Origin of the sequence: Caballeronia ptereochthonis (genome assembly GCF_001545075.1) — a bacterium.
GTDB lineage: Bacteria > Pseudomonadota > Gammaproteobacteria > Burkholderiales > Burkholderiaceae > Caballeronia > Caballeronia ptereochthonis.
Genome location: NZ_FCOB02000010.1, coordinates 59,024 through 77,986, shown reverse-complemented (window position 1 = coordinate 77,986; position 18,963 = coordinate 59,024). Strand labels below are relative to the sequence as shown.

Sequence of the window (18,963 nt, the reverse complement as noted above, 5' to 3'; positions counted from 1 at the left end):
TTGCCGTTGAGACGATGCCAATTCGGTGGCAGCTGCGGGTCGATTTCACCGTTGAATATGGGTAGTCGCCGCTTGACGCTGCCGATCGACTAGCGGCCGCAAAGCCGAATCGCGCGCGTATGTCGTCCGTCAGATTTTGGTTGGTGTAGCGGCGACGTACCTGCTCGCTGAACGGCAGGTGTGTGGTCGATTCGCGCCCACAGCACGGCGCTGCACGAGCACGAACAGTACGACCGCGAGTTCGACCGGCAGATAAATTACAACCTGTCCTGGTATCACGTGCCGGTCAACGCCGACGTTCACAACATCGTCGTGATTTTCTTCGACGAATAGGATGACGTAGTCAGTCCGCTCGGTGCCAAGGCCTGGGCGAAATTGGAGCGCTGGCGTGGCGGCGGCCGTCGCGATTGCAATCTGGCATGCGACAGGCAAGCGCGTACGCGGTTCGCCGATCACGCTCGACAAGCTTCTCGTCTGATGCGACGTGCGAGGACACTCCGGCCGATGATTGCCAGCGACGCTTGCCCGGGACTCGACGACAACTCAGTGGATACGACGCACTGCACGCAGCAGTGAATCGCCATGCTCCGTGATTCGGGGCAGTGTAGCCCCGTTCACCAGTTGCTCCATGGCGACCAACTGGCGTTCCAGCAAGGTATCGAGCTCGTGGCGGTCGATGATCTGATCCGCGGCATCCTTGACCAGCATGAGTGTCGCGAATTCATGGGCGCTGAGCATACCTGTCTCCCGATCGTTCGAATAAATGTATTTAGGTCTGCGTCGACTACTGTCGATCGGGTCGTTGGCCGACCGTCTTCAGCGCTCTCGTATCACGACGCATCACCGGGGGTACCTCGGGCTGCGTTAGCAGCGGGATTTGATCTTAGGACGCGGCAATGGCCTGCGGCAATTCGGGTCGTCCCGCATATTGGGTTATTCAGCCAATTCGGTTCGTGGCCCCGGTAGGCACTTGCTTCATTGGAGCGGGCTGAGACATCGTGCCCAGTTATCAATCGCACATGCATGGCGTGGCGGCGTCGCGCCGAGATCGAACGGCACCCGGTTTTCAGGTCCGTCATACATCCATTGATCGAGTGCCGGCCGAGAACGCATGCTTGCTGCCCTCAAGGTGTTGCAAATGATCATTGATCATGGCTAGGTAGCCTTTTCAGCAATGCGACACGCGGACTGACTTCAGTTGCGAAACGACCTGCATCAGGGCCCCGCGAAGCGAAGACGCAGCTTCCTCGATGATCTTCGCCCAGGCGCGTGGCCTCGCACCAAACAAGATTTTGTCTCCCTCAGGCGACGGCCTGAAGTACCAGCGATTCCGCTTGGTGTCCGAATACACGCGACGTCCGGGCAGGACTTCGTCCATCGCTGAAGCTGAAATTTTTTCGGTCGCGATGAGCGAGGAGGCAATCACCACCTCATCACCGAAGCGCGGGACATCTCGCTCGCGGTGATACGGACCGGCGCGAACCACAACGACGTGACCCAACTCCAGGCGCTGGTCGAGGCTATTCCACCCATCAGCGGCAAGCGTGGAAGACCACTGGGTGTTCTCACACCAGGGGCGGACAGGGGAGCAGGCGATCCGTAACAAATCCTCACGCGCGCTCGCGGCGACTTTCAGTCTTCAACAATCTACCGTGAACTCGTTGCGGTCATCGCGGCAAGATACAAATTTGCTTCCTCGGCTATAGATTTTTGATAATTTCACGAGGCAATATGTCATGTCATGCTCAACCTGCATCGACAATTCCAAACGGGAGAGAAGCATGTTGAAGGCAGAGCGAGAGGCGTTTGCACGCGATGGCGTGACCGTCTTGCGCGGCGTGTTCACTGAGTGGGTGGACCTGCTGCGCGATGGCGTGGACTTCAATGAGAAGCACCCTGGACCTGACTTTCGCGACTATACCAAGGGCACGGCATCGGGACGGTTCTTCGGAGACTATTGCAACTGGCAGCGCATCGAGCCGTTTCGTCGGTTCGTGGAGGAAAGCCCCGCCGGCAGCATCGCAAAAGAGCTGATGGCCTCGAAGCGCGCGCGAATCTTCCACGAGCACGTGCTCGTCAAGGAGGCGGGCGCGGACAAGGTCACGCCCTGGCATCACGACGAGCCGTACTATTGCGTGAGCGCCGAGCAGTCGGTGAGCATGTGGGTGCCGCTCGATCCAGTGCCGCGCGAAACCACGCTCGAGTTCGTCGCTGGCTCGCATCGCTGGGGAAAGCTTTTTCAGCCGCGGAAGTTTACGGGCGTCGCTTATGACCGCAGCACTGGCGAACTCGAAGAAATGCCGGACATCGAAGGACATCGAAGCGACTACGAAATTCTCGGCTGGGATCTGAAGCCCGGCGATGCGGTCGCCTTCAACTATCTCACAGTGCACGGCGCGCCAGGAAATCGTTCCGGGTCCGTTTCCCGGCGCGTGGTGTCGTTTCGTTGGCTCGGCGACAACGCGGTGTATGTGGACCGAGGTGGCGAGACATCGCCTCCCTACCGCCACCTTGCCGAACGGCTGGCTCCGGGGGATCCGCTGCCGGAGGAGGAATTTCCGTTCGTCGTCTGATCGTGCTCCGGAGGCGGCCTGCTCAGCAATCGAGGACCAGGCGGCCGCCCTTGCAACTGGAGACACAGACCATCATCGTTTTGCCCTCCGCGCGCTCGGTCTCGCTCAGAACACTGTCACGGTGGTCGATCTCTCCCTCGATGACCGATAGCTCGCAAGTACCGCAGACGCCCTGTTCGCAGCTTGACGGCACGTCGGCGCCCGCCGCGCGAAGAACATCGAGCAGGCGCGCGCCGGGTTCGACGCGCACCAGTTTTCGGCTTCGCACGAGCTGGACTTCATATCCCGCGTTGCTCGCTTCCTTGACGGCATTCGGGTCCGCGGAAAACCGTTCGATATGAGCGTGCGTGTAGCCGTGATCGGCGCATGCGCGTTCGAATGCACTCAGCATCGGTGTGGGACCGCAACAATAAAATCTCGTTTCAGGATCGCGTTCGTCGAGAAAGCCCCGCAGGTCAGGTGGGCCTCCATGTTGCGCATCGAAATGCAGCTTCAGCGGAATGCCGAGCGCCTGGATGGAATCGAGCCACGCCGCGTGCTCGCGCGAACGACAGCAATAGAGCATGTCCACCGATTTGCCGAGTGCGACGAGCCGTTGCGCCATGCTGTAGATCGCCGTGATCCCGATACCGCCTGCGACCAGAACGAACCGCTCGCCGGTTTCATCCAGCGGAAAGTTGTTGCGCGGCGCCGATATCGCGAGAGCATCACCCACGCGCAATTTCTCGTGGACGAAAGCCGAACCCCCCTGACTGTCGCGCGCACGAAGCACGCCGAGGACATATCGATCACGGTTGCCTGTCGCATTGACGAGCGAGTAACTTCGCACGATGCCATTCGGCAGATGCAAACTGATATGCGAGCCGGCATCGAAGGACGGCAAGGGACTGGAATCTGAAGAACGCAATTCGATGCTGACGGTGTCCATCGCTTCGACGCGAACCTTGTCGACGATGACGGTGAAAGTGGCGGAATGCATGTTCGGAATCAGTCGCAGATACGGTATGCCATGAAGCTGTAGAAGTCTCGAAGCGTGCCCTCCAGATTCTCCGCTGCGAGCGGTCCCGGCGAATAGAAAGTCGAGCCGAGTCCTTTCTGCAGCGTTTCCAGCTTCGTGCGGTCTTCGGCATTGAACGAGTTGGCGAACGCAACGTATCGTTCGATGCTGTCCTGACCGGGCGCGCGCTCGTGTCCGGCGATACCCCACTTCAGCGCGACTTGATCGGTTGCCGCGGGCCTCAGACAAAGATAGATCGTCTGATGAGGCATGTACGTGACGACGAGATTGGGAAAGACGCTGAAGAGAAAGCTGGATCGACGCTCGCCCTGCGTGAGGTCCTCGTGAAACGGCGTGCGCTGCGGCGACTCGGGCGTGTAGTGCGCGCGATAGGCCGAGAAGTACCCGTTCCCGGGCACGTATTCGCACAGCTCGGTCGGCGTCACGGGCCTCAGGGTTCGCGGATGAGTGGCGTTGAGGTGATAGCCCTCCATGAAGTTTTCCGCCAGGCATTTCCAGTTTGTGCGCCACACCTCCTCCTGGAAGTGATAAAGCTCGCGATCCTCATTGTGATAGTTGTGTATGTGAGCCTCGAGAGGGCGAAGCGCTTCGCTGAGCGGCGCAGCGTTGCCATCGATGTTCACGAAGATGAAGTTCTGCCAGATCGTCGAGTTAATCTTGGGCAGCGCGCATCGCGCTGCGTCGAGATCCTTGCAGGCTTGCATCAGCGGAGCACGTTTCAGCTTGCCGTCGAGCTCGTAGCTCCATGCGTGATACGCGCAGGCGTGAACTCGCGCATTTCCACGGCCGACTGCAACCAGATTGCCGCGATGTCGGCACACGTTCGCGAGCACATGAACCTCGCCCTGCGCGTCACGCTGAACCAGCAACGGCTCTCCGACCATTTCAGTCGTGAAGTAGTCGCCGTTCTTGGGGATTTCCCCGACGTGGCCAATGCAAACCCAAGTGCGTCGAAAGACGCGTTGACGCTCGAGCTCAGCGAAGTGGGCGGACGTGTAGAACGCTCCGGGCATGCCGTGCGTCGCCCGATCCCCGGACCGCGATAATGCCGATAGCGTATCCAGCAGAGATCGGTCGCGCGGCGGAAGCGTATCGGCAAATAGAGACGCTGGCACATTCATCACGACCCTCTCTCCTGAACGGTTGCAGACGACCAGGCTGCCCAGACACAAGCTGGCTGAGCCGGAGCAAAGACTCTTCTATGCGCGATTTTCATCCGAAACCCGTTGTCCAAGATAGCGCGCAAAGTCGTAGTTCGGTCGCTCCAACGGACTGAGGTGGCCCGGTTTCGCGAGCGGCGCATGCAAACCACGGAAAACAGCTTCGACGCCTCTGCGGTCTTCCGCGTTGACTTTATCGAGCAAGGCCTTGAGCGTTTTCATGTATTCGCGTCCACTCGGATCGGAGACGAATTCAGGCGAGAGCCCGCCGCCGAAGCGAATGTGAACCTGATCTACGCCGCGCGGCTGAAGAATCAGATACCAGAAGTAGCCGGGTGTGAGCGTGATCAGATGACTCGGATAGATGGCGATCAGCGCGGTCGTCTTGCGCCAGTGACCTTCCAGCCTCGTGTTATCCGGATGCGCGTTTCCTATGGGTAACGTCGCCTCTTTGGTGATCCAATGGTAGTTGAACGCGTCGTGCCCCGGCGGGCACTCCATTTCCTCCAGCTTCGAATGCGGACCCACGGTTGCCCTGTGGAGCATCGGCAGGTGGTAACTCTCCATGAAATTTTCCGCGAGGATTTTCCAGTTGGTGTCCCAGACATGCTCCTCGTAGAACGTCTCGACATAATTGCCCATCTCGTACGGCGCAATCAGCGCGGAGAGTTCAGCCAGATGCTCGCTGAGCGGGCGCGTGTCGGGGTTCAGCGTCACGTAGATCCAGCCTTGCCAGGTTTCGCAGCGGATCTTCGGCAAGCGGTAGGCTTCCTTGCAGAAGCCGGCCTGGCGATCCATCAGCGGTGCGGCCCGAAGTTCGCCCGCGAGCGTGTAGCTCCACGCGTGATAAGGACAGACAATCGTCCTGACGTTCCCGCGCCCTTCCAGGAGCACGGACATCCGGTGCAGGCAGACGTTGGAGTACGCGTGCAGCGAATCATCGCTTCCCCTGATCACGACGACGGGCTGCCCGCCAATATCCGCGGTCAAGTAATCGCCGGCCCTCGCTAGCGCGCTCACGCGACCGACGCATTGCCATTCGCGCTGGAAGATCGTCTGCTGCTCCACTTCGAGAAACGACGCTTGCGTATACACCTGCGGAGGCATCGCGCGCGCATCATCAAAGGGACGAGCGCAGGTCATATTCAGCTCGGCGATCGCCAAGGCAGCATCCGGATTGGTGTTTGACGCCATGTCTTCCCCTCGATATGGTGAACGCCTGCAATGCCGCCTGCTTCGACAGACTGCCGACACTCATAAAATAAACTCGTCAAAACATCGAGGAAAACATTGTTTTTCAATGTGCCTCCCAGTTTCCTCCTATGCAGGTGATGCTCTGCAAACCGGTGTCTTCGCCCGGCCGAAACATGCCGGCCGCTTTTATGCTTTAAGATGATGTGAATAAAAGCATCGCGATCACCTATGTCATCTTCCTTCACGTTGCGCCAACTAAAATATTTCGTCGCAACGGTGGACAACGGAAGCGTCGCCGAGGCGTCGCGAAAGCTTTATATCGCGCAGCCGTCGATCTCGGTCGCCATCAAAGGACTCGAAGAAGGCTTCGGCACGCAACTCATCATTCGGCACCACGCGCAGGGAATCTCGTTGACGCCGGCCGGCGCGAGATTCTACGAGCGCGCCAAGGCACTGCTCAAGTCAGCGCACGAATTCGAGCAGAACGCGCTCGCCGATGGAGACGTGTCATCTGGCCGAGTCGACATTGGATGTTTCGAGACTTTCGCGCCGCTGTACCTGCCGAGTCTGATTCGCGGGTTCAACGCCGTGTATCCCGGCATCGAAATCAGAGTGCGAGACGGCGATCAGGAGGAGCTCTTGCAAGGGCTGGGGAAAGGTCGATTCGATCTGGTCCTGGTGTACGAGCTTGGACTCGACGATACGTTCTCCACGCACTTGCTGACGCCCGGGCAACCTCCGTATGCCTTGTTACCGGCGACTCATCGGCTCGCCGGCGCCGATAAGGCAAGCCTCTTCGATCTGTGCGATGAGCCGTTGATTCTGCTCGATGTGACGCCGAGCAAGGACTATTTCGTCGGTCTGTTCGAACCTTACGGCTTGAGCCCGAAAGTGGGATTCAGCTCTCCATCGCTCGAACTGGTTCGCGGCATGGTGGGTCAGGGATTCGGATACTCGCTTCTCGTCACGCGTCCGCACGCGCCGACCACCTATGACGGCCGCGAAGTCGTCGCGGTCGAGATCGCGGAATCGGTTGCCCGTTCAGGACTCGTGGCTGCGTGGCTGAAGCGAAATCAATTGACCGTGCCCGCTCGATTGTTCATGGAATACGCGGAGGCTCGATTCAGATCCATGTCCAGCGCCTGAGCGGTTTTGCACGCCTTCGGCCGAGTCAGATCAGCGCCTGATTCGCGGCCGCCGCGCGACTGCGCAGCCAGTTGATGCTCGCGAACAGCAGCACTGCGAACACGATCAACATGGTCGCGACCGCCAGAATCGACGGATCGATGGAATCCCTGATGCCGCTCCACATCTGTCGCGGGACGGTCTTTTGATCCGGGCCGCCGATGAACAGAATCACGATGACTTCGTCGAACGAGGTTGCGAAGGCGAAGACGCTTCCCGTCGCGACAGCGGGCGTGATCAACGGAAGCGTCACGCGCGTGAATGCGACCCACGGCGGCGCGCCCAGCCCGGATGCTGCGCGCAGCAGACTCTGATCGAAAGACAACAACGACGCCGTCACCGTGATGACGACGAACGGCGTGCCGAGCGCGGCATGGGCAAGAATGACACCAGGGTAGGAGTTAACGAGCCCGAGCGGAGCGAAGACAAGATAGAAGCCCGCCGCGACCACGACGATCGGCACGATCATCGGGGAGATGATGATCGGCATGACGATCGAGCGCAGCGGAAACTGCGTTCGCGACAGGCCGAGCGCCGCCAGCGTCCCGAGACAGGTGGCAATCAGTGTGGACGCCGCGCCTATTGCGAGACTGTTCAGAAGCGCGCGTTGCCAGTCCGCACTGGTGAGTGCCTGTTCATACCAACGCAGCGAGAAGCCCTGCAGAGGATAGGAGAAGTACGAGCCGGAGTTGAACGAAAGCGGAATGATCGCGAGAATCGGCGCCACCAGAAAGAAGAGCACGAGCGCGGAATGCACGCGTACCCAGCGGGAAGCGACGCGCTCCGACAGCACCGTATTGCGTTTGTCTTGCATGACCATTCCTTTGGGCTTGCGTGCTTCAACCAAACCGCAGACGGTCGATTCCGACGATGCGGTTGAAGATGAAATAGAAGATCGCCGTGAAGATCACGAGGTAAGCGGAGAGCGCGCCCGCGAGTCCCCAGTTGAGCTGCGTATTCGTCTGGATCGCGATGAGTTGACTGATCATCTCGTCGCCCGCGCCGCCGAGCAGGGCAGGCGTGATGTAGTAACCGAGGGCCAGCACGAATACCAGGAAGCATCCCGCTCCGACTCCCGGCAAGGTCTGCGGAATATAGACGCGCACGAAGGCCGTGAACGGATGAGCGCCCAGAGACTTCGCTGCGCGCAGATACACGGGAGACACGCCCTTCATCACCGAAAAGATTGCGAGAATCATATAGGGCAGGAGTACGTGCGTCATACCGATCAGCACGCCCGTCCGATTGAAGACGAGCGGTACGGGATGTGTCACGATGCCAAGACTCAACAGCAGGCTGTTGACGACGCCGCCCGGTTGCAGGAGCACGTACCAGGCCGTCGTGCGCACCAGCAGGGAAGTCCAGAACGGCACGATGACGAACAGCATCAGCCGGTTGCTGCTCTTTTCCGGCAGATTCGCGAGCAGCCAAGCGACGGGATAACCCAGCAGCAAGCAGAGCAGGGTCACGGTGAAGCTGATCGAGATCGTGCGCACGAAGGCTTCGCGATAGACCGTGGCGTTCGCCGGAAGCGAGGCGATCGAACCTTGCGGTGTCACCGTCGCGTCCACGGCATTCAGCAGATAGTCGGGCGTAGGCGAGGCGGCAGCGCGCTTCAACAAGCGCCATGTCTCGGGCGCGTTCCAGCGATCGTCGATCTCGATCAAGGCCGGCTTCCAGGCGGGAGGCGCCTCGTTCCGAATGCCGCGTGCCGTCTTCAGCAACAGGCTGCGGAATTCGGATTGCGAGAAGTTCATGCGCCTTGCTACGGTGCCGAGTTGTCCGCTTTCCTGGGCGTGCTTGATGTCGGATGCGAGCAGGGCGAACGTGTGCTCATCGGGGACGCCATGGCCATCCCATGCGTCGAGGGCGCGGGAAAGGGCCGGCATGCTGTCGGGCACTTCCCGATTCTGCACGCTGCGCGCGAGCAAGAGCGCGATGGGTGCAATGAACGTCGATAGCAGAAACACGATCAGTGGAAGCGCCAGCAACAGCGCTCGAGTCGATGCACGGCGTTGCGCCTTTTGATAGGACGCGCGGCCGTCGGCTCTCGTCTGAGAGCCCGTGGCCGGAGCATGGGCCGTTACGGGCGTATTGGTAGTCGCGGTCACAGCGGGCTCTCGTTCGGTTGGGGTGTTACTGTGTCAGCCAGACCTGGAAGCGCTTGTTGATCTCGTCGGCGTTATCCGCCCAGAACGTCGAGTTGATCTGTATCGCACGCTTGAAGTTGTCGGGCGCGGTCGGCAGGTCGGCGAGTCGCTGCTTTTCGACGAGCGGGATGGCATCCTTGCGCGGCGGCGCATAGGCGATGTACTTGGAAAGGTCGGCATAGGCCTTAGGCTGCGACGCGGACACGATGAACTTCGCTGCCGTGTCGGCATGCTTTGCTCCCGCCGGAATACCCCACCATTCATAGTCGTAGACCTGCGCATCCCAGACGATCTTGAAGGGCTTCTTGTCCTTCTTCGCGGCGTCGTCGATTCGACCGTTGTAGGCCTGCGTCATCACGACCGCGCCATCGGCGAGCAACTGCGGAGCCTGTGCGCCCGATTCCCACCACACGATGTTCTTCTTGATCGTGTCGAGTTTCTTGAATGCGCGGTCGACCCCAACGGGTGTCCCGAGAACCTTGTAGACGTCTTTCGGATCCACGCCGTCGGCAATGAGCGCCCATTCCATCGAACCTTTCGGCGACTTGCGCAGTCCGCGCTTGCCTGGGAATTTCTGCATGTCGAAGAAATCACCGATGGTGCTCGGCGGTGTCTTGAGCTTGCTCGCGTCATAGGCATAGACCGTGGACCACACCATGCTCGCGACCGCACAGTCGCTGATGGACCCGGGAATGAAGTCGCTCGTGTTGCCGAGACTCTTTTTGTCGAACTTCTTGAGCAGCCCTTCGTCGCATGCCGTGATCGCGTCGTTGCTCTCGAGATCGATCAGATCCCATGTCGTGTTCTTTGCCTGCTCCATCGCGGAAAGCTTTGCGAGGCCGCCGTCATATGATTCGAGCGAGAAGTTGACGCCGGTCGCCTGCGTGAACGGATCGAAATAGGCCTTTTTCGCCGCTGCTTCATAGGCGCCCCCAAAGGTGACGACATTGAGCGTTTCCGCGGCCTGCGCCGAAACTGCGGCGAAGGCGTAAAGAGAAATCGCGGCGAATACAGCGCATTGTGCTTTGATGTGAGTGCGCATATCAGTTGGCTCCTGCGGGTGCGGTCGAGATGAGGGAAGGTGAGGGCGATGCGGGGGGATGAACCGCGGGTGCGCTGCGGGGCGCGCTCGCGGCGAGAATCTTGCAGTCGTCGTGGCGCCAGGCTACCTCGATGGTGTCACCAGCCGAAGGCAAGGCGTGGCGTTGCGTGTTGGGAACCTTCACGACGAGCGCGTCGCGCGAACCGAGCGTCAAATGCACGCGATGATGATCGCCGCAATAGACGAGCTCCTGCACCTTGGCGTGCACGACGTTGCTGTGCGCGTCCGCCTGCGTACCCTCGGCGCTATGGATATGCGCGCGCTCCGGACGCAAGGCGAGCATCGCTTCGTCCCCTGCGCTCAGGCCCTGTTCGCATCTGCCGCGAATGATGCTGCCATCGGCGAGCGCCAGGGTCGCCCAGTCGTCCCTTACCGTCACGACGCGTCCCCGCAGGCCGTTGTTCTCGCCCACGAAGTTCGCGACGAAGGCGTTGCGCGCGTTTTCATAAAGCTCCGTGGGGGTCGCGGCCTGCTGGATGCGTCCATCGGAAAAGACCGCGACCCGATTCGACATGGTCAGGGCTTCTGCCTGATCGTGCGTCACGTAGACGATAGTGAGCGACAGCTCGCGATGCAGCCGCATGATCTCGTACTGCATGGTCTCCCGCAGGCGCTTGTCGAGCGCGCCGAGCGGCTCGTCCATGAGAACGACGCTCGGTTCGAAAACGAGTGCGCGCGCGAGTGCGACGCGCTGCTGTTGTCCGCCAGAGAGCTGCGCCGGTCGCCGGTTCGCGAGATGCGGCAACTCGATCATCTCCAGCGCGCGCTTCACACGCGCTTTTTGTTCGGCACGGCTCACACGTCGAACGGACAAGGGAAATGCGACGTTCTCGGCAATCGTGAGATGCGGAAAGAGCGCGTAGTTCTGAAAGACCATTCCGATGTCGCGCTGATGCGGCGGCTTGTCGTCGAGACGCTTTCCGTCGAGACGTATCTCGCCTTGTGTGGGCGACTCGAAGCCGGCGAGCATCATGAGCGTGGTCGTCTTGCCCGAGCCCGACGGACCAAGCAACGACAGGAACTCGCCCTTTCGCACATCAAGGTTCAAATCATCGACGACGTAATTCACGCCGTCGTATGACTTGCTCACACCTGAGAACGAAATGAAGGATGGGTTTGACATCTTGATAGCGTCCTGTCGATAGTGCTTCGATTAACGCGCAGCGAGCTTCGACGCGAGATAACGAGCGAAGTCATAGTTCGGGCGTTCGAGGTGGCTCAGATGCCCCGGCTTCGCGAGCGGGGCATGCACACCGCGAAACACGGCTTCCACGCCGCGTTTGTCCTCCGCATTCACTTCGTCGAGCAATGTCTTGAGCGTCACCATGTGCGCGTTGGCCTCGGGATCGCTGATGAACTCAGGCGCAAGCCCGCCGCCAAAGCGGATATGCACCTTGCCGACGCCTTGCGGCTGCAGCACGAGATACCAGAAGTAACCGGGCGTGAGCGTGACGAGATGCGTCGGATAGATCGCGAGCAAAGCGGTGGTCTTGCGCCAGTGTCCGGTCAGGCGGCTGTTCTCCGGATGGGCGTTCCCGATGGGAAGCGACGCTTCCTTTGTTATCCAGTGATAGTTGAATGCGGGATAACCCGGCGGGCATTCCATTTCTTCGAGGCGCGAGTGCGGCCCGACCGTTGCGCGATGCAGCATCGGCAAGTGATAGCTTTCCATGAAGTTTTCGGCGAGGATCTTCCAGTTGGTATCCCAGACGTGCTCTTCATAAAAGGTCTCGACGTAGTTCGTCATGCCGTACGCATCGACAAGCTCGCTCAGTTGCGCGAGCTGCTGGCGAACCGGCGCTGCGTTTTGATCGAGTGTCACGTAGATCCAGCCTTGCCACTCCTCGCATCGAATCGTCGGCAGCTTATAGCTTTCCTTGCAGAAACCGGCTTGCTGATCCATCAGCGGCGCGCCCTTCAGTGCGCCGTCGAGTCCGTAGTTCCACGCGTGATACGGACAGATGATCCGTCGTATGTTCCCTCGGCCTTCGAGCAGAACCGACATGCGATGCAGGCAGACATTCGACATCGCGCGGAGCTCCATCTTCTCATCGCGCACCACGACGATCGGTTGAGCCGCGATGCTCGCGGTCAGATAGTCGCCGGGCGTCCTGAGGGCGCTCGCGCGGCCCACGCATTGCCACTCTTTCGCAAAGATCGCGTGCTCTTCGAGAGACAGGAAATCGGCCGATGTGTACACGCCAGGAGGCATCGCGCGTGCATCGCTGAACGGTCGCTCACAGCCCGTCGCAAGTTCGTCGACCAAAGCGTGGACTGCCGTTTGCCTGCCGGGGTTTTCCATGAGACGCTCCTGAAGCCGTGTGCATACGCGCTGCGGGAAGGATCTGCGCTGCCGTCAGCTCGACTGACGTTTAATCTACCAAGCCAAATTACCAGTCAAAATATTGTTTTTGGATACTAAAGCAAGGATTTGGCTATGCATGGCACGCGACGCGGGCCCCATCGCGCTTGCCCATTACGTGTCGAGCCGCAGGCGGCGTATATAGCTTTCGCTAAAGGATGAAAATCGGGACACCACCTGCCGCGCCTTCATCGTTTTCGATTGGGCGATCCCGAGCGTCGTCGCGCTGACGTTGTCCCTAAAGCGCTTAATCACGAACTCGCCACCATCGACGGTTCGCGTCGAACTCAGCGGGAAGTTCAGGATGCTGTAGCCAAGCCCGTTCGCGACCATCCCCCGCACGACTTCCGGTTGCGATGAACGAAAAGCGGGCACGGGCCGGCTTCCGACGGCATCGAAAAGCGCGGCGAAGTAGTCCCGGCTGTGCGGCAGGTCCAGCATCACGTACGGTTCGTCGATCAGATCCTGCAGCGACACTTTTCGCGCGCGCGCCAACCGGTGCGTGGCTGGGAGAATCGCGTAGGGCGGCAAGGATAGAAGGGGTGTAAAGACGATGTCCTCGGTGAGATCGAGGCTGTAGGTCAGCACGATGTCCAGCGAACCGTCGTGCAGGCCCTTTAGTAGCTCGTCCTGATGCGCCTCGATGGTGCGGAAGCTGATTCCACCGTGCTCGCTCGTAAAACGGCTGATCAGGCCCGGCATCAGCGGCGGGGCTAAAGAGACGAGGCAGCCGAGCGCGATCGCTCCCGTCATGCCGCCGTCCATTTCGGTGGCGGCCATCTGCAGTTCCTCCGCGATCTTCAGGAGATTGCGCGCCTGTCCGAGAAGATCGCGCCCCGCCTGCGTGAGGGACAGGCCGCTCGCGTGATGCCGGATGAACAGCTGCACGCCGAAGGAGATCTCGAGGTCGGCCAAGGCGGTCGAGATGGACGGCTGAGAAATGTGTAGCCGTTTCGCAGCGGCCGTGAAGGACAGGACTTCCGCCGTCACCACAAAGTATCGCAACTGACGCAGTGAGTAACGCAGCGGCTGACTTTCCATGGACTTCGCTCCGGGTTGACGCCGTCAGATCGATCGCATTGTGAAGTGATCAAAAATGATTGCATAGGTGGATCCGATGCTTTGCATTTTTTTAATATATTTTTCGGATTCTGAAAGCCGGCGTAGATTCCTATGCGAAAGCACATCCGTGGTACCCCGGGAGGCTGCAAGAGGCCGACGGGAACACACCGAACTCTGCTCCTTCGAAGGACTAAGCCATGACAGTCGAAATAAAGGCAACTGATACGCTCGTGGTCGGCGCCGGGCAAGCTGGCATCGCCATGAGCGAGCACCTGGGCAAGCTCGGCGTGCCGCATCTCGTACTGGAACGCGATCGCATCGCCGAACGCTGGCGCACGGGACGATGGGATTCGCTGGTTGCCAATGGCCCCGCCTGGCACGACCGTTTCCCCAATCTCGAGTTCGCCCAGGTCGATCCGGATGCTTTCGCGTCGAAGGATGAGGTCGCCGACTATTTCGTCGCTTACGCCAAAAAGTTCGACGCGCCCATCCGCACCGGCGTCGAGGTGAAGAGGGTTGTGCGCAACGCGGGCCGCCAGGGCTTCACGGTCGAAACATCGGAGGGAATCATCGAGGCGAACCGCGTCGTCGTCGCGACGGGGCCTTTTCAGCGCCCGGTCATTCCGCCGATCGCACCGAAGAGCGCAAGTCTCACGCAGATTCACTCCGCCGACTATCGCAATCCCGCGCAACTGCCCGAGGGCGGCGTGCTGGTGGTCGGGGCGGGATCGTCGGGGGTGCAGATCGCCGATGAGCTGCAGCGCGCGGGCCGGCGCGTGTATCTGTCGGTGGGCGCGCACGATCGTCCGCCGCGCGCGTATCGCGGACGCGACTTCTGCTGGTGGCTCGGCGTGCTCGGCGAATGGGACGCGGAAGTCATGAAGCCTGGCCGCGAGCACGTCACGATTGCAGTGAGCGGCGCGCGCGGCGGTCACACGGTGGACTTCCGGCGTCTCGCGCAACAGGGCATCACGCTCGTTGGTCTGACGAAATCATTCGACGATCACCTCGTGAAGTTCGAAGCCGATCTCGCCGAGAACATCGCGCGCGGCGACGAGAACTACCTCTCGCTGCTCGACGCCGCCGACGCCTATGCCGCACGCAACGGCCTCGATCTTCCCGAAGAGCCCGAAGCCCGCATCATTCCCGCGGATCCGGAATGCGTCACGCATCCGGTTCTCGAGCTCGATCTGGCGAAGGCGGGCGTAACGTCGATCATCTGGGCGACGGGCTACGCAGTCGATTTCGGCTGGCTGCAAGTCGATGCCTTCGACGAAAAAGGCAAGCCCAAGCATCAGCGCGGCGTGGCCACGGAGCCCGGCATCTATTTCCTCGGCTTGCCGTGGCTGTCGCGCCGCGGCTCCGCTTTCATCTGGGGCGTGTGGCACGACGCCAAGCATATCGCCGACCATATCGTCACGCAGCGCAAATACCTCGCTTATTACGATACGCCGCAACGCCATATGGACGCGAAGCGCGTCGAGAGCGCCGAGGGCGGCCCCGACGACTCGCGCGTCCACAAGGTCAGCGAGATGGGCGTCAACTGAATCCGACTAATTCCAGTGTCAAGGTGCATCGATGAGCCAATCTACGCATACCCGTATCCGCATGTTCAACACGAAGGATACGTACCCGAACCAGTCGCTCGACAACGATCTCTGCCAGGCCGTGCGCGCCGGCAACACCGTGTACGTGCGCGGTCAGATCGGCACGGACTTCGACGGCAATCTCGTCGGCCTTGGCGATCCGCGCGCGCAGGCCGAGCAGGCGATGAAGAACGTCAAGCAGTTGCTCGAAGAAGCGGGCAGCGACCTGTCCCATATCGTCAAGACGACGACCTATCTCACCGACGTGCGCTTTCGCGAGCCGGTGTATCGCGAAGTCGGCAAATGGCTGAAGGGCGTGTTTCCCATTTCGACGGGGCTTACCGTTGTCGCGCTGGGTCAGCCGGAGTGGCTGATGGAGATCGACGTGATCGCCGTCATTCCGGATGGATGGACGTCGCCTCAGGCCTGACGGAGGGCACATGACATTTTCTATCGTCGGACGTTGCGAGCAGACGGGCCAGCTCGGCATCGCCATCAGTTCTTCGAGCATCGCGGTGGGCGCGCGCTGTCCGTGGGTGCGCGCGGGCGTGGGCGCGGTCGCGACGCAGAACGTCACGCTGCCCGCGCTCGGCCCGCAGATTCTCGATCATCTCGAGCACGCGCGGCTCGCTCCGGCCGCGGCGCTGGAGCGCGCCCTGACCGCGAACGAATGGAGCGAGTACCGGCAGGTGACGGTAGTGGATGCGCAAGGCCGCACCGCGTTTTTCAGCGGCAAGGAAGCGCTCGGCACGTATCACGCGGTCGCGGGGAAGCAATGCGTCGCCGCGGGCAACATGCTGGCGGGCGTCCACGTGATCGAGGCGATGATTCCCGCGTTCGAGCAGGCATCCGGCGCGCTCGCCGATCGCTTGCTCGCGGCGATGCACGCCGCGATCGCGGCTGGCGGCGAAGCGGGCCCCGTGCATTCGGCCGCGCTGAAGATCGCCGGCGAGATGAGCTGGCCGCTCGTCGATCTGCGCGTCGACTGGGCCGATGACGATCCCATCGGCAAGCTCGACGGTCTCTGGCAGGCGTACAAGCCGCAGATGCAGGACTACGTGACGCGCGCGTTGAACCCGACCGCCGCGCCCAGCTACGGAGTGCCGGGCGATGAATGAGCTGACGAGCCGCGATCTGCTCGAGAGGCTGATCGGCTTCGCGACGGTCAGCCGCGACTCCAATCTGGAATTGATCGGGTTCATCCGGACGTATCTTGCGGAGCTGGGCGTCGAGAGCGAGTTGTTCTACAACGATGAGCGCACCAAGGCGAACCTCTTCGCGACCATCGGTCCGCGCGATCGCGGCGGCATCGTGCTGTCCGGTCATACGGATGTCGTGCCGGTCGATGGCCAGCCGTGGACCGTCGATGCGTTCCGTCTCACCGAAAAGGAGGGCCGCCTGTATGGGCGCGGCACCGCCGACATGAAGGGCTTTCTTGCTTCGGTGCTGGCGGCGGTGCCTCGTTTTCTGGAGCGCGAGCTGAAGCTGCCGGTGCATCTCGCGTTCTCGTATGACGAGGAAGTCGGATGCCTCGGTGTGCGGCCGATGCTGGCGGAGCTGGAGAAGCGCACGCACAAGCCGGTGCTGTGCCTGATCGGTGAGCCGACCGCGTTGAAGCCGGTGCTGGGCCACAAGGGCAAGCTCGCGATGCGCTGCCAGGTGAAAGGCGCACCCTGCCACTCGGCGTATGCGCCGTACGGCGTCAATGCGATTCAATATGCGGCGCGTCTCATCAATCGTCTCGAAGAGATCGGCGAGCAGTTGGCACAGCCCGAGCACCATGACGAGCGCTTCGATCCGCCGTACTCGACGGTGCAGGCCGGCGTGATCAAGGGCGGCCGCGCGCTCAACATCGTGCCGGCGGAATGCGAGTTCGATTTCGAGGTGCGCGCGCTGCCGGGCTTCGATGCGAATCGAGTGGCCGACGAATTGCAGACCTACGCGCAAGCTGAACTGTTGCCGAAGATGCGCGCGGTGAAGTCCGACACGGACATTCGTCTAGAACCGCTTTCCGCATATCCGGGACTGGCGACGCCGCCCGAAAGCGAAGCGGCGCGTCTGCTGGCGCTGCTGAGCGGCTCGACCGAGTTCGGCACGGTCGCCTTCGGCACCGAGGGCGGACTCTTCAATCAGGCAGGCATTCCGACGATCGTCTGTGGTCCCGGAAGCATGGATCAGGGGCACAAGCCTGACGAATATGTGACGGTCGAACAGCTTCGAGACTGCGATTCGATGATGGAGCGCATTGCGAGCTACGCTGCAGGCGCAGTTTGACTCTTCTCGACGAAAGCCCTGGTTCTCAGCATCACGAGTCCGGGGCGGCTGATGATCGGCAGCATCGATTTGCATACCTGACGCGCCGTTTCGCGCAATACGGACGCTTCGCTGACGCTTGCGCGGCTCGAAATGTGGGAATATCGCAGCGGCAAGGGATGGCATGACCCGTTGACGCAGGAACGGACCGCGCTCCATGCCGGCTGCCCCTATACCGAGCGGCTTTGTCACTTCCGGGCGATGGTCGCGTTCATGTTCGAGCGTGACCGTCGTCTGCGTGAGCGCGAGTTGCTGCGCTCGACCAGCCGCATAGCTGCACGATCGCACGTCGCGCGGCAAACAGAATCGCTTCAGCATGTTCGACCCGATCGGGCAGTTCGGTGCGCGCACTAAAGGTGGGTATCACCTCCAGCCACTCGTAGAGTTCGGGCGAGAAGCCGTGCGCGCGGTCAAGAGAATTCAGTAAGTCGACGCCACACGTCTTTTAAGCTCTGCGCACGGCCTGCCGGCTGTCCCGCCGTGCCTTGAGGACACCGCTAATCGCGAATCAGTATCAAAATGGCTGGATTATCTATGGGCTTGCTAAGCCACCGTGCGCGATTGCGTCGAATGTAGGGTGGAAGCCACGGGCGACCCGCGTCGGGCACGAATATTCGGCTGGATGAGGAGGTCGCGGTGTTCCACGTCGCATCGCTTTTCGCGTGGAGGAACCGATGTCGTTCCCTAGTGCGTTCGCGCTCCTGCTCTGTGCGCTCGGACTTCAGAGCAGCTGTGTTTGTGCCGACGAGGCGTTGCAAAACCGCGGCCACGATCCGTTCTTCCAGATCTCCTCGGCGATAGGGAACTGCCCCGAACCGCTTGGACCGCGCGTGAGCGAAGCGGAATGGAAGGGTGAGTCGCACCATCGTGTAGAGCATGGCAGCGATTGCTGGCTCGAAGGCCGTTGCCGTTTGCCCAGCGCGTTCGAATACGACGACGAAATAGCCGAGTCCACGCGCCGGCGTCTGCAATGGCTGTCATCCAGCCTGCCGGCATGGCAGCACAGCACGCTGTGGGTCACGGTTTACGAGCGCTGGATTGTGGTGCAAGGCTGCGTGGCGCCGGATTTTCCGTCGAGAGCGTTCTTGTCCGCGCTGCGCGAGGTGCCCGACGTCCTACAGGTTTCCGACGAAACGACTGCGAATCCGAAGCGAACGATTCCCTATCGGCTTTTTCGGCGCTGAGCACTCGGCAACCGGTGCCTCGCGACCGAGTCTATGTCGGAGAGATTTCGTCAGCCCGGCGCGCCATGGTGACA

Annotated in this window: 19 protein-coding genes and 1 pseudogene; 9 read left to right on the top strand and 11 right to left on the bottom strand. The window is 61.0% G+C overall.

Annotated features, from left to right (window positions below):
- Positions 1 to 180: 180 nt before the first annotated feature.
- Positions 181 to 333 (top strand): hypothetical protein, encoded by a 153-nt coding sequence (locus AWB83_RS36480; protein ID WP_159463042.1) that lies wholly within the window; start codon positions 181 to 183, stop codon positions 331 to 333.
- A 210-nt stretch (positions 334 to 543) separates the two neighbouring features.
- Here AWB83_RS36480 and AWB83_RS12585 read toward each other — a convergent pair whose 3' ends face one another.
- Positions 544 to 738, bottom strand: coding sequence for a hypothetical protein (locus AWB83_RS12585; RefSeq protein WP_087045705.1), 195 nt, complete (start codon positions 736 to 738; stop codon positions 544 to 546).
- Between the two features lie 430 nt (positions 739 to 1,168).
- Positions 1,169 to 1,501 carry a hypothetical protein gene (locus AWB83_RS37710; RefSeq protein WP_159463041.1) on the bottom strand — a complete coding sequence of 111 codons (333 nt, stop codon included), beginning with the start codon at positions 1,499 to 1,501 and terminating at the stop codon, positions 1,169 to 1,171.
- Here AWB83_RS37710 and AWB83_RS36970 point away from each other — a divergent pair.
- Together AWB83_RS36970 and AWB83_RS12575 are read left to right on the top strand one after the other, a co-directional pair.
- A pseudogene (locus tag AWB83_RS36970) lies at positions 1,466 to 1,558 on the top strand (IS5/IS1182 family transposase); the annotation flags it as partial. The gene AWB83_RS37710 and the pseudogene AWB83_RS36970 sit on opposite strands and share 36 nt — an antisense overlap.
- 223 nt (positions 1,559 to 1,781) lie before the next feature.
- On the top strand, positions 1,782 to 2,573 hold the full coding sequence (locus tag AWB83_RS12575; protein ID WP_087045701.1) for a phytanoyl-CoA dioxygenase family protein: 792 nt from the start codon (positions 1,782 to 1,784) through the stop codon (positions 2,571 to 2,573).
- 22 nt (positions 2,574 to 2,595) lie between these two features.
- Here the strand turns inward: AWB83_RS12575 and AWB83_RS12570 are convergent, their stop codons facing one another.
- Genes AWB83_RS12570 through AWB83_RS12560 form a run of 3 tightly spaced genes read right to left on the bottom strand, consistent with a single transcriptional unit; the run spans position 2,596 to position 5,945 of the window.
- Complete coding sequence (locus AWB83_RS12570; protein ID WP_087045699.1) at positions 2,596 to 3,552, bottom strand: PDR/VanB family oxidoreductase; 957 nt, start codon at positions 3,550 to 3,552, stop codon at positions 2,596 to 2,598.
- 8 nt (positions 3,553 to 3,560) lie between these two features.
- Complete coding sequence (locus AWB83_RS12565; protein WP_143750044.1) at positions 3,561 to 4,763, bottom strand: aromatic ring-hydroxylating oxygenase subunit alpha; 1,203 nt, start codon at positions 4,761 to 4,763, stop codon at positions 3,561 to 3,563.
- 27 nt (positions 4,764 to 4,790) lie between these two features.
- Positions 4,791 to 5,945 carry an aromatic ring-hydroxylating oxygenase subunit alpha gene (locus tag AWB83_RS12560; protein ID WP_087045695.1) on the bottom strand — a complete coding sequence of 385 codons (1,155 nt, stop codon included), beginning with the start codon at positions 5,943 to 5,945 and terminating at the stop codon, positions 4,791 to 4,793.
- A 228-nt stretch (positions 5,946 to 6,173) separates the two neighbouring features.
- On the opposite strand from AWB83_RS12560, the gene AWB83_RS12555 reads away from it, so the two are divergent.
- A complete protein-coding gene (locus AWB83_RS12555; RefSeq protein ID WP_087045693.1) occupies positions 6,174 to 7,091 on the top strand; it encodes a LysR family transcriptional regulator in 918 nt (305 codons plus the stop codon).
- A gap of 25 nt (positions 7,092 to 7,116) precedes the next feature.
- Here the strand turns inward: AWB83_RS12555 and AWB83_RS12550 are convergent, their stop codons facing one another.
- The 6 genes from AWB83_RS12550 to AWB83_RS12525 all read right to left on the bottom strand — a co-directional run bounded on the left by AWB83_RS12550 (position 7,117) and on the right by AWB83_RS12525 (position 13,785).
- Complete coding sequence (locus AWB83_RS12550) at positions 7,117 to 7,944, bottom strand: ABC transporter permease (RefSeq protein ID WP_087045921.1); 828 nt, start codon at positions 7,942 to 7,944, stop codon at positions 7,117 to 7,119.
- Positions 7,945 to 7,969: 25 nt separating this feature from the next.
- On the bottom strand, positions 7,970 to 9,241 hold the full coding sequence (locus AWB83_RS12545; protein ID WP_087045691.1) for an ABC transporter permease: 1,272 nt from the start codon (positions 9,239 to 9,241) through the stop codon (positions 7,970 to 7,972).
- Positions 9,242 to 9,266: 25 nt separating this feature from the next.
- On the bottom strand, positions 9,267 to 10,322 hold the full coding sequence (locus AWB83_RS12540; protein WP_087045689.1) for an ABC transporter substrate-binding protein: 1,056 nt from the start codon (positions 10,320 to 10,322) through the stop codon (positions 9,267 to 9,269).
- 1 nt (position 10,323) lies between these two features.
- Positions 10,324 to 11,505, bottom strand: a complete 1,182-nt coding sequence (locus AWB83_RS12535; protein WP_087045687.1) for an ABC transporter ATP-binding protein — start codon at positions 11,503 to 11,505, stop codon at positions 10,324 to 10,326.
- A 30-nt stretch (positions 11,506 to 11,535) separates the two neighbouring features.
- A complete protein-coding gene (locus tag AWB83_RS12530; protein WP_087045685.1) occupies positions 11,536 to 12,684 on the bottom strand; it encodes an SRPBCC family protein in 1,149 nt (382 codons plus the stop codon).
- 174 nt (positions 12,685 to 12,858) lie between these two features.
- Positions 12,859 to 13,785 carry a LysR family transcriptional regulator gene (locus AWB83_RS12525; protein WP_087045683.1) on the bottom strand — a complete coding sequence of 309 codons (927 nt, stop codon included), beginning with the start codon at positions 13,783 to 13,785 and terminating at the stop codon, positions 12,859 to 12,861.
- A gap of 218 nt (positions 13,786 to 14,003) precedes the next feature.
- Between AWB83_RS12525 and AWB83_RS12520 the strand changes: the two genes are divergently transcribed.
- The 5 genes from AWB83_RS12520 (at position 14,004) to AWB83_RS12495 (ending at position 18,889) form a co-directional block, all read left to right on the top strand.
- Positions 14,004 to 15,353 carry a flavin-containing monooxygenase gene (locus AWB83_RS12520; protein WP_087045681.1) on the top strand — a complete coding sequence of 450 codons (1,350 nt, stop codon included), beginning with the start codon at positions 14,004 to 14,006 and terminating at the stop codon, positions 15,351 to 15,353.
- A gap of 31 nt (positions 15,354 to 15,384) precedes the next feature.
- Positions 15,385 to 15,822, top strand: a complete 438-nt coding sequence (locus AWB83_RS12515; protein WP_087045679.1) for a RidA family protein — start codon at positions 15,385 to 15,387, stop codon at positions 15,820 to 15,822.
- Positions 15,823 to 15,832: 10 nt separating this feature from the next.
- Positions 15,833 to 16,510: a DUF1028 domain-containing protein gene (locus AWB83_RS12510; RefSeq protein ID WP_087045678.1), complete on the top strand. Its 678-nt coding sequence runs from the start codon at positions 15,833 to 15,835 to the stop codon at positions 16,508 to 16,510.
- On the top strand, positions 16,503 to 17,666 hold the full coding sequence (gene argE / locus AWB83_RS12505; protein ID WP_087045676.1) for an acetylornithine deacetylase: 1,164 nt from the start codon (positions 16,503 to 16,505) through the stop codon (positions 17,664 to 17,666). The genes AWB83_RS12510 and argE overlap by 8 nt, the downstream gene beginning before the upstream one ends.
- Positions 17,667 to 18,379: 713 nt before the next feature.
- Complete coding sequence (locus AWB83_RS12495; RefSeq protein ID WP_374729108.1) at positions 18,380 to 18,889, top strand: BON domain-containing protein; 510 nt, start codon at positions 18,380 to 18,382, stop codon at positions 18,887 to 18,889.
- Positions 18,890 to 18,963: the final 74 nt, after the last annotated feature.

Coding starts and splice junctions, on each gene's coding strand:
- AWB83_RS12555 (WP_087045693.1), top strand. CDS start 6,174: ATGTCATCTTCCTTCACGTTGCGCCAACTAAAATATTTCGTCGCAACG.
- argE (WP_087045676.1), top strand. CDS start 16,503: ATGAATGAGCTGACGAGCCGCGATCTGCTCGAGAGGCTGATCGGCTTC.
- AWB83_RS12560 (WP_087045695.1), bottom strand. CDS start 5,945: ATGGCGTCAAACACCAATCCGGATGCTGCCTTGGCGATCGCCGAGCTG.
- AWB83_RS12585 (WP_087045705.1), bottom strand. CDS start 738: ATGCTCAGCGCCCATGAATTCGCGACACTCATGCTGGTCAAGGATGCC.
- AWB83_RS12530 (WP_087045685.1), bottom strand. CDS start 12,684: ATGGAAAACCCCGGCAGGCAAACGGCAGTCCACGCTTTGGTCGACGAA.
- AWB83_RS12510 (WP_087045678.1), top strand. CDS start 15,833: ATGACATTTTCTATCGTCGGACGTTGCGAGCAGACGGGCCAGCTCGGC.
- AWB83_RS12575 (WP_087045701.1), top strand. CDS start 1,782: ATGTTGAAGGCAGAGCGAGAGGCGTTTGCACGCGATGGCGTGACCGTC.
- AWB83_RS12515 (WP_087045679.1), top strand. CDS start 15,385: ATGAGCCAATCTACGCATACCCGTATCCGCATGTTCAACACGAAGGAT.
- AWB83_RS12535 (WP_087045687.1), bottom strand. CDS start 11,505: ATGTCAAACCCATCCTTCATTTCGTTCTCAGGTGTGAGCAAGTCATAC.
- AWB83_RS12550 (WP_087045921.1), bottom strand. CDS start 7,944: ATGCAAGACAAACGCAATACGGTGCTGTCGGAGCGCGTCGCTTCCCGC.
- AWB83_RS12525 (WP_087045683.1), bottom strand. CDS start 13,785: ATGGAAAGTCAGCCGCTGCGTTACTCACTGCGTCAGTTGCGATACTTT.
- AWB83_RS12495 (WP_374729108.1), top strand. CDS start 18,380: ATGTCGTTCCCTAGTGCGTTCGCGCTCCTGCTCTGTGCGCTCGGACTT.
- AWB83_RS12520 (WP_087045681.1), top strand. CDS start 14,004: ATGACAGTCGAAATAAAGGCAACTGATACGCTCGTGGTCGGCGCCGGG.
- AWB83_RS12570 (WP_087045699.1), bottom strand. CDS start 3,552: ATGCATTCCGCCACTTTCACCGTCATCGTCGACAAGGTTCGCGTCGAA.
- AWB83_RS12540 (WP_087045689.1), bottom strand. CDS start 10,322: ATGCGCACTCACATCAAAGCACAATGCGCTGTATTCGCCGCGATTTCT.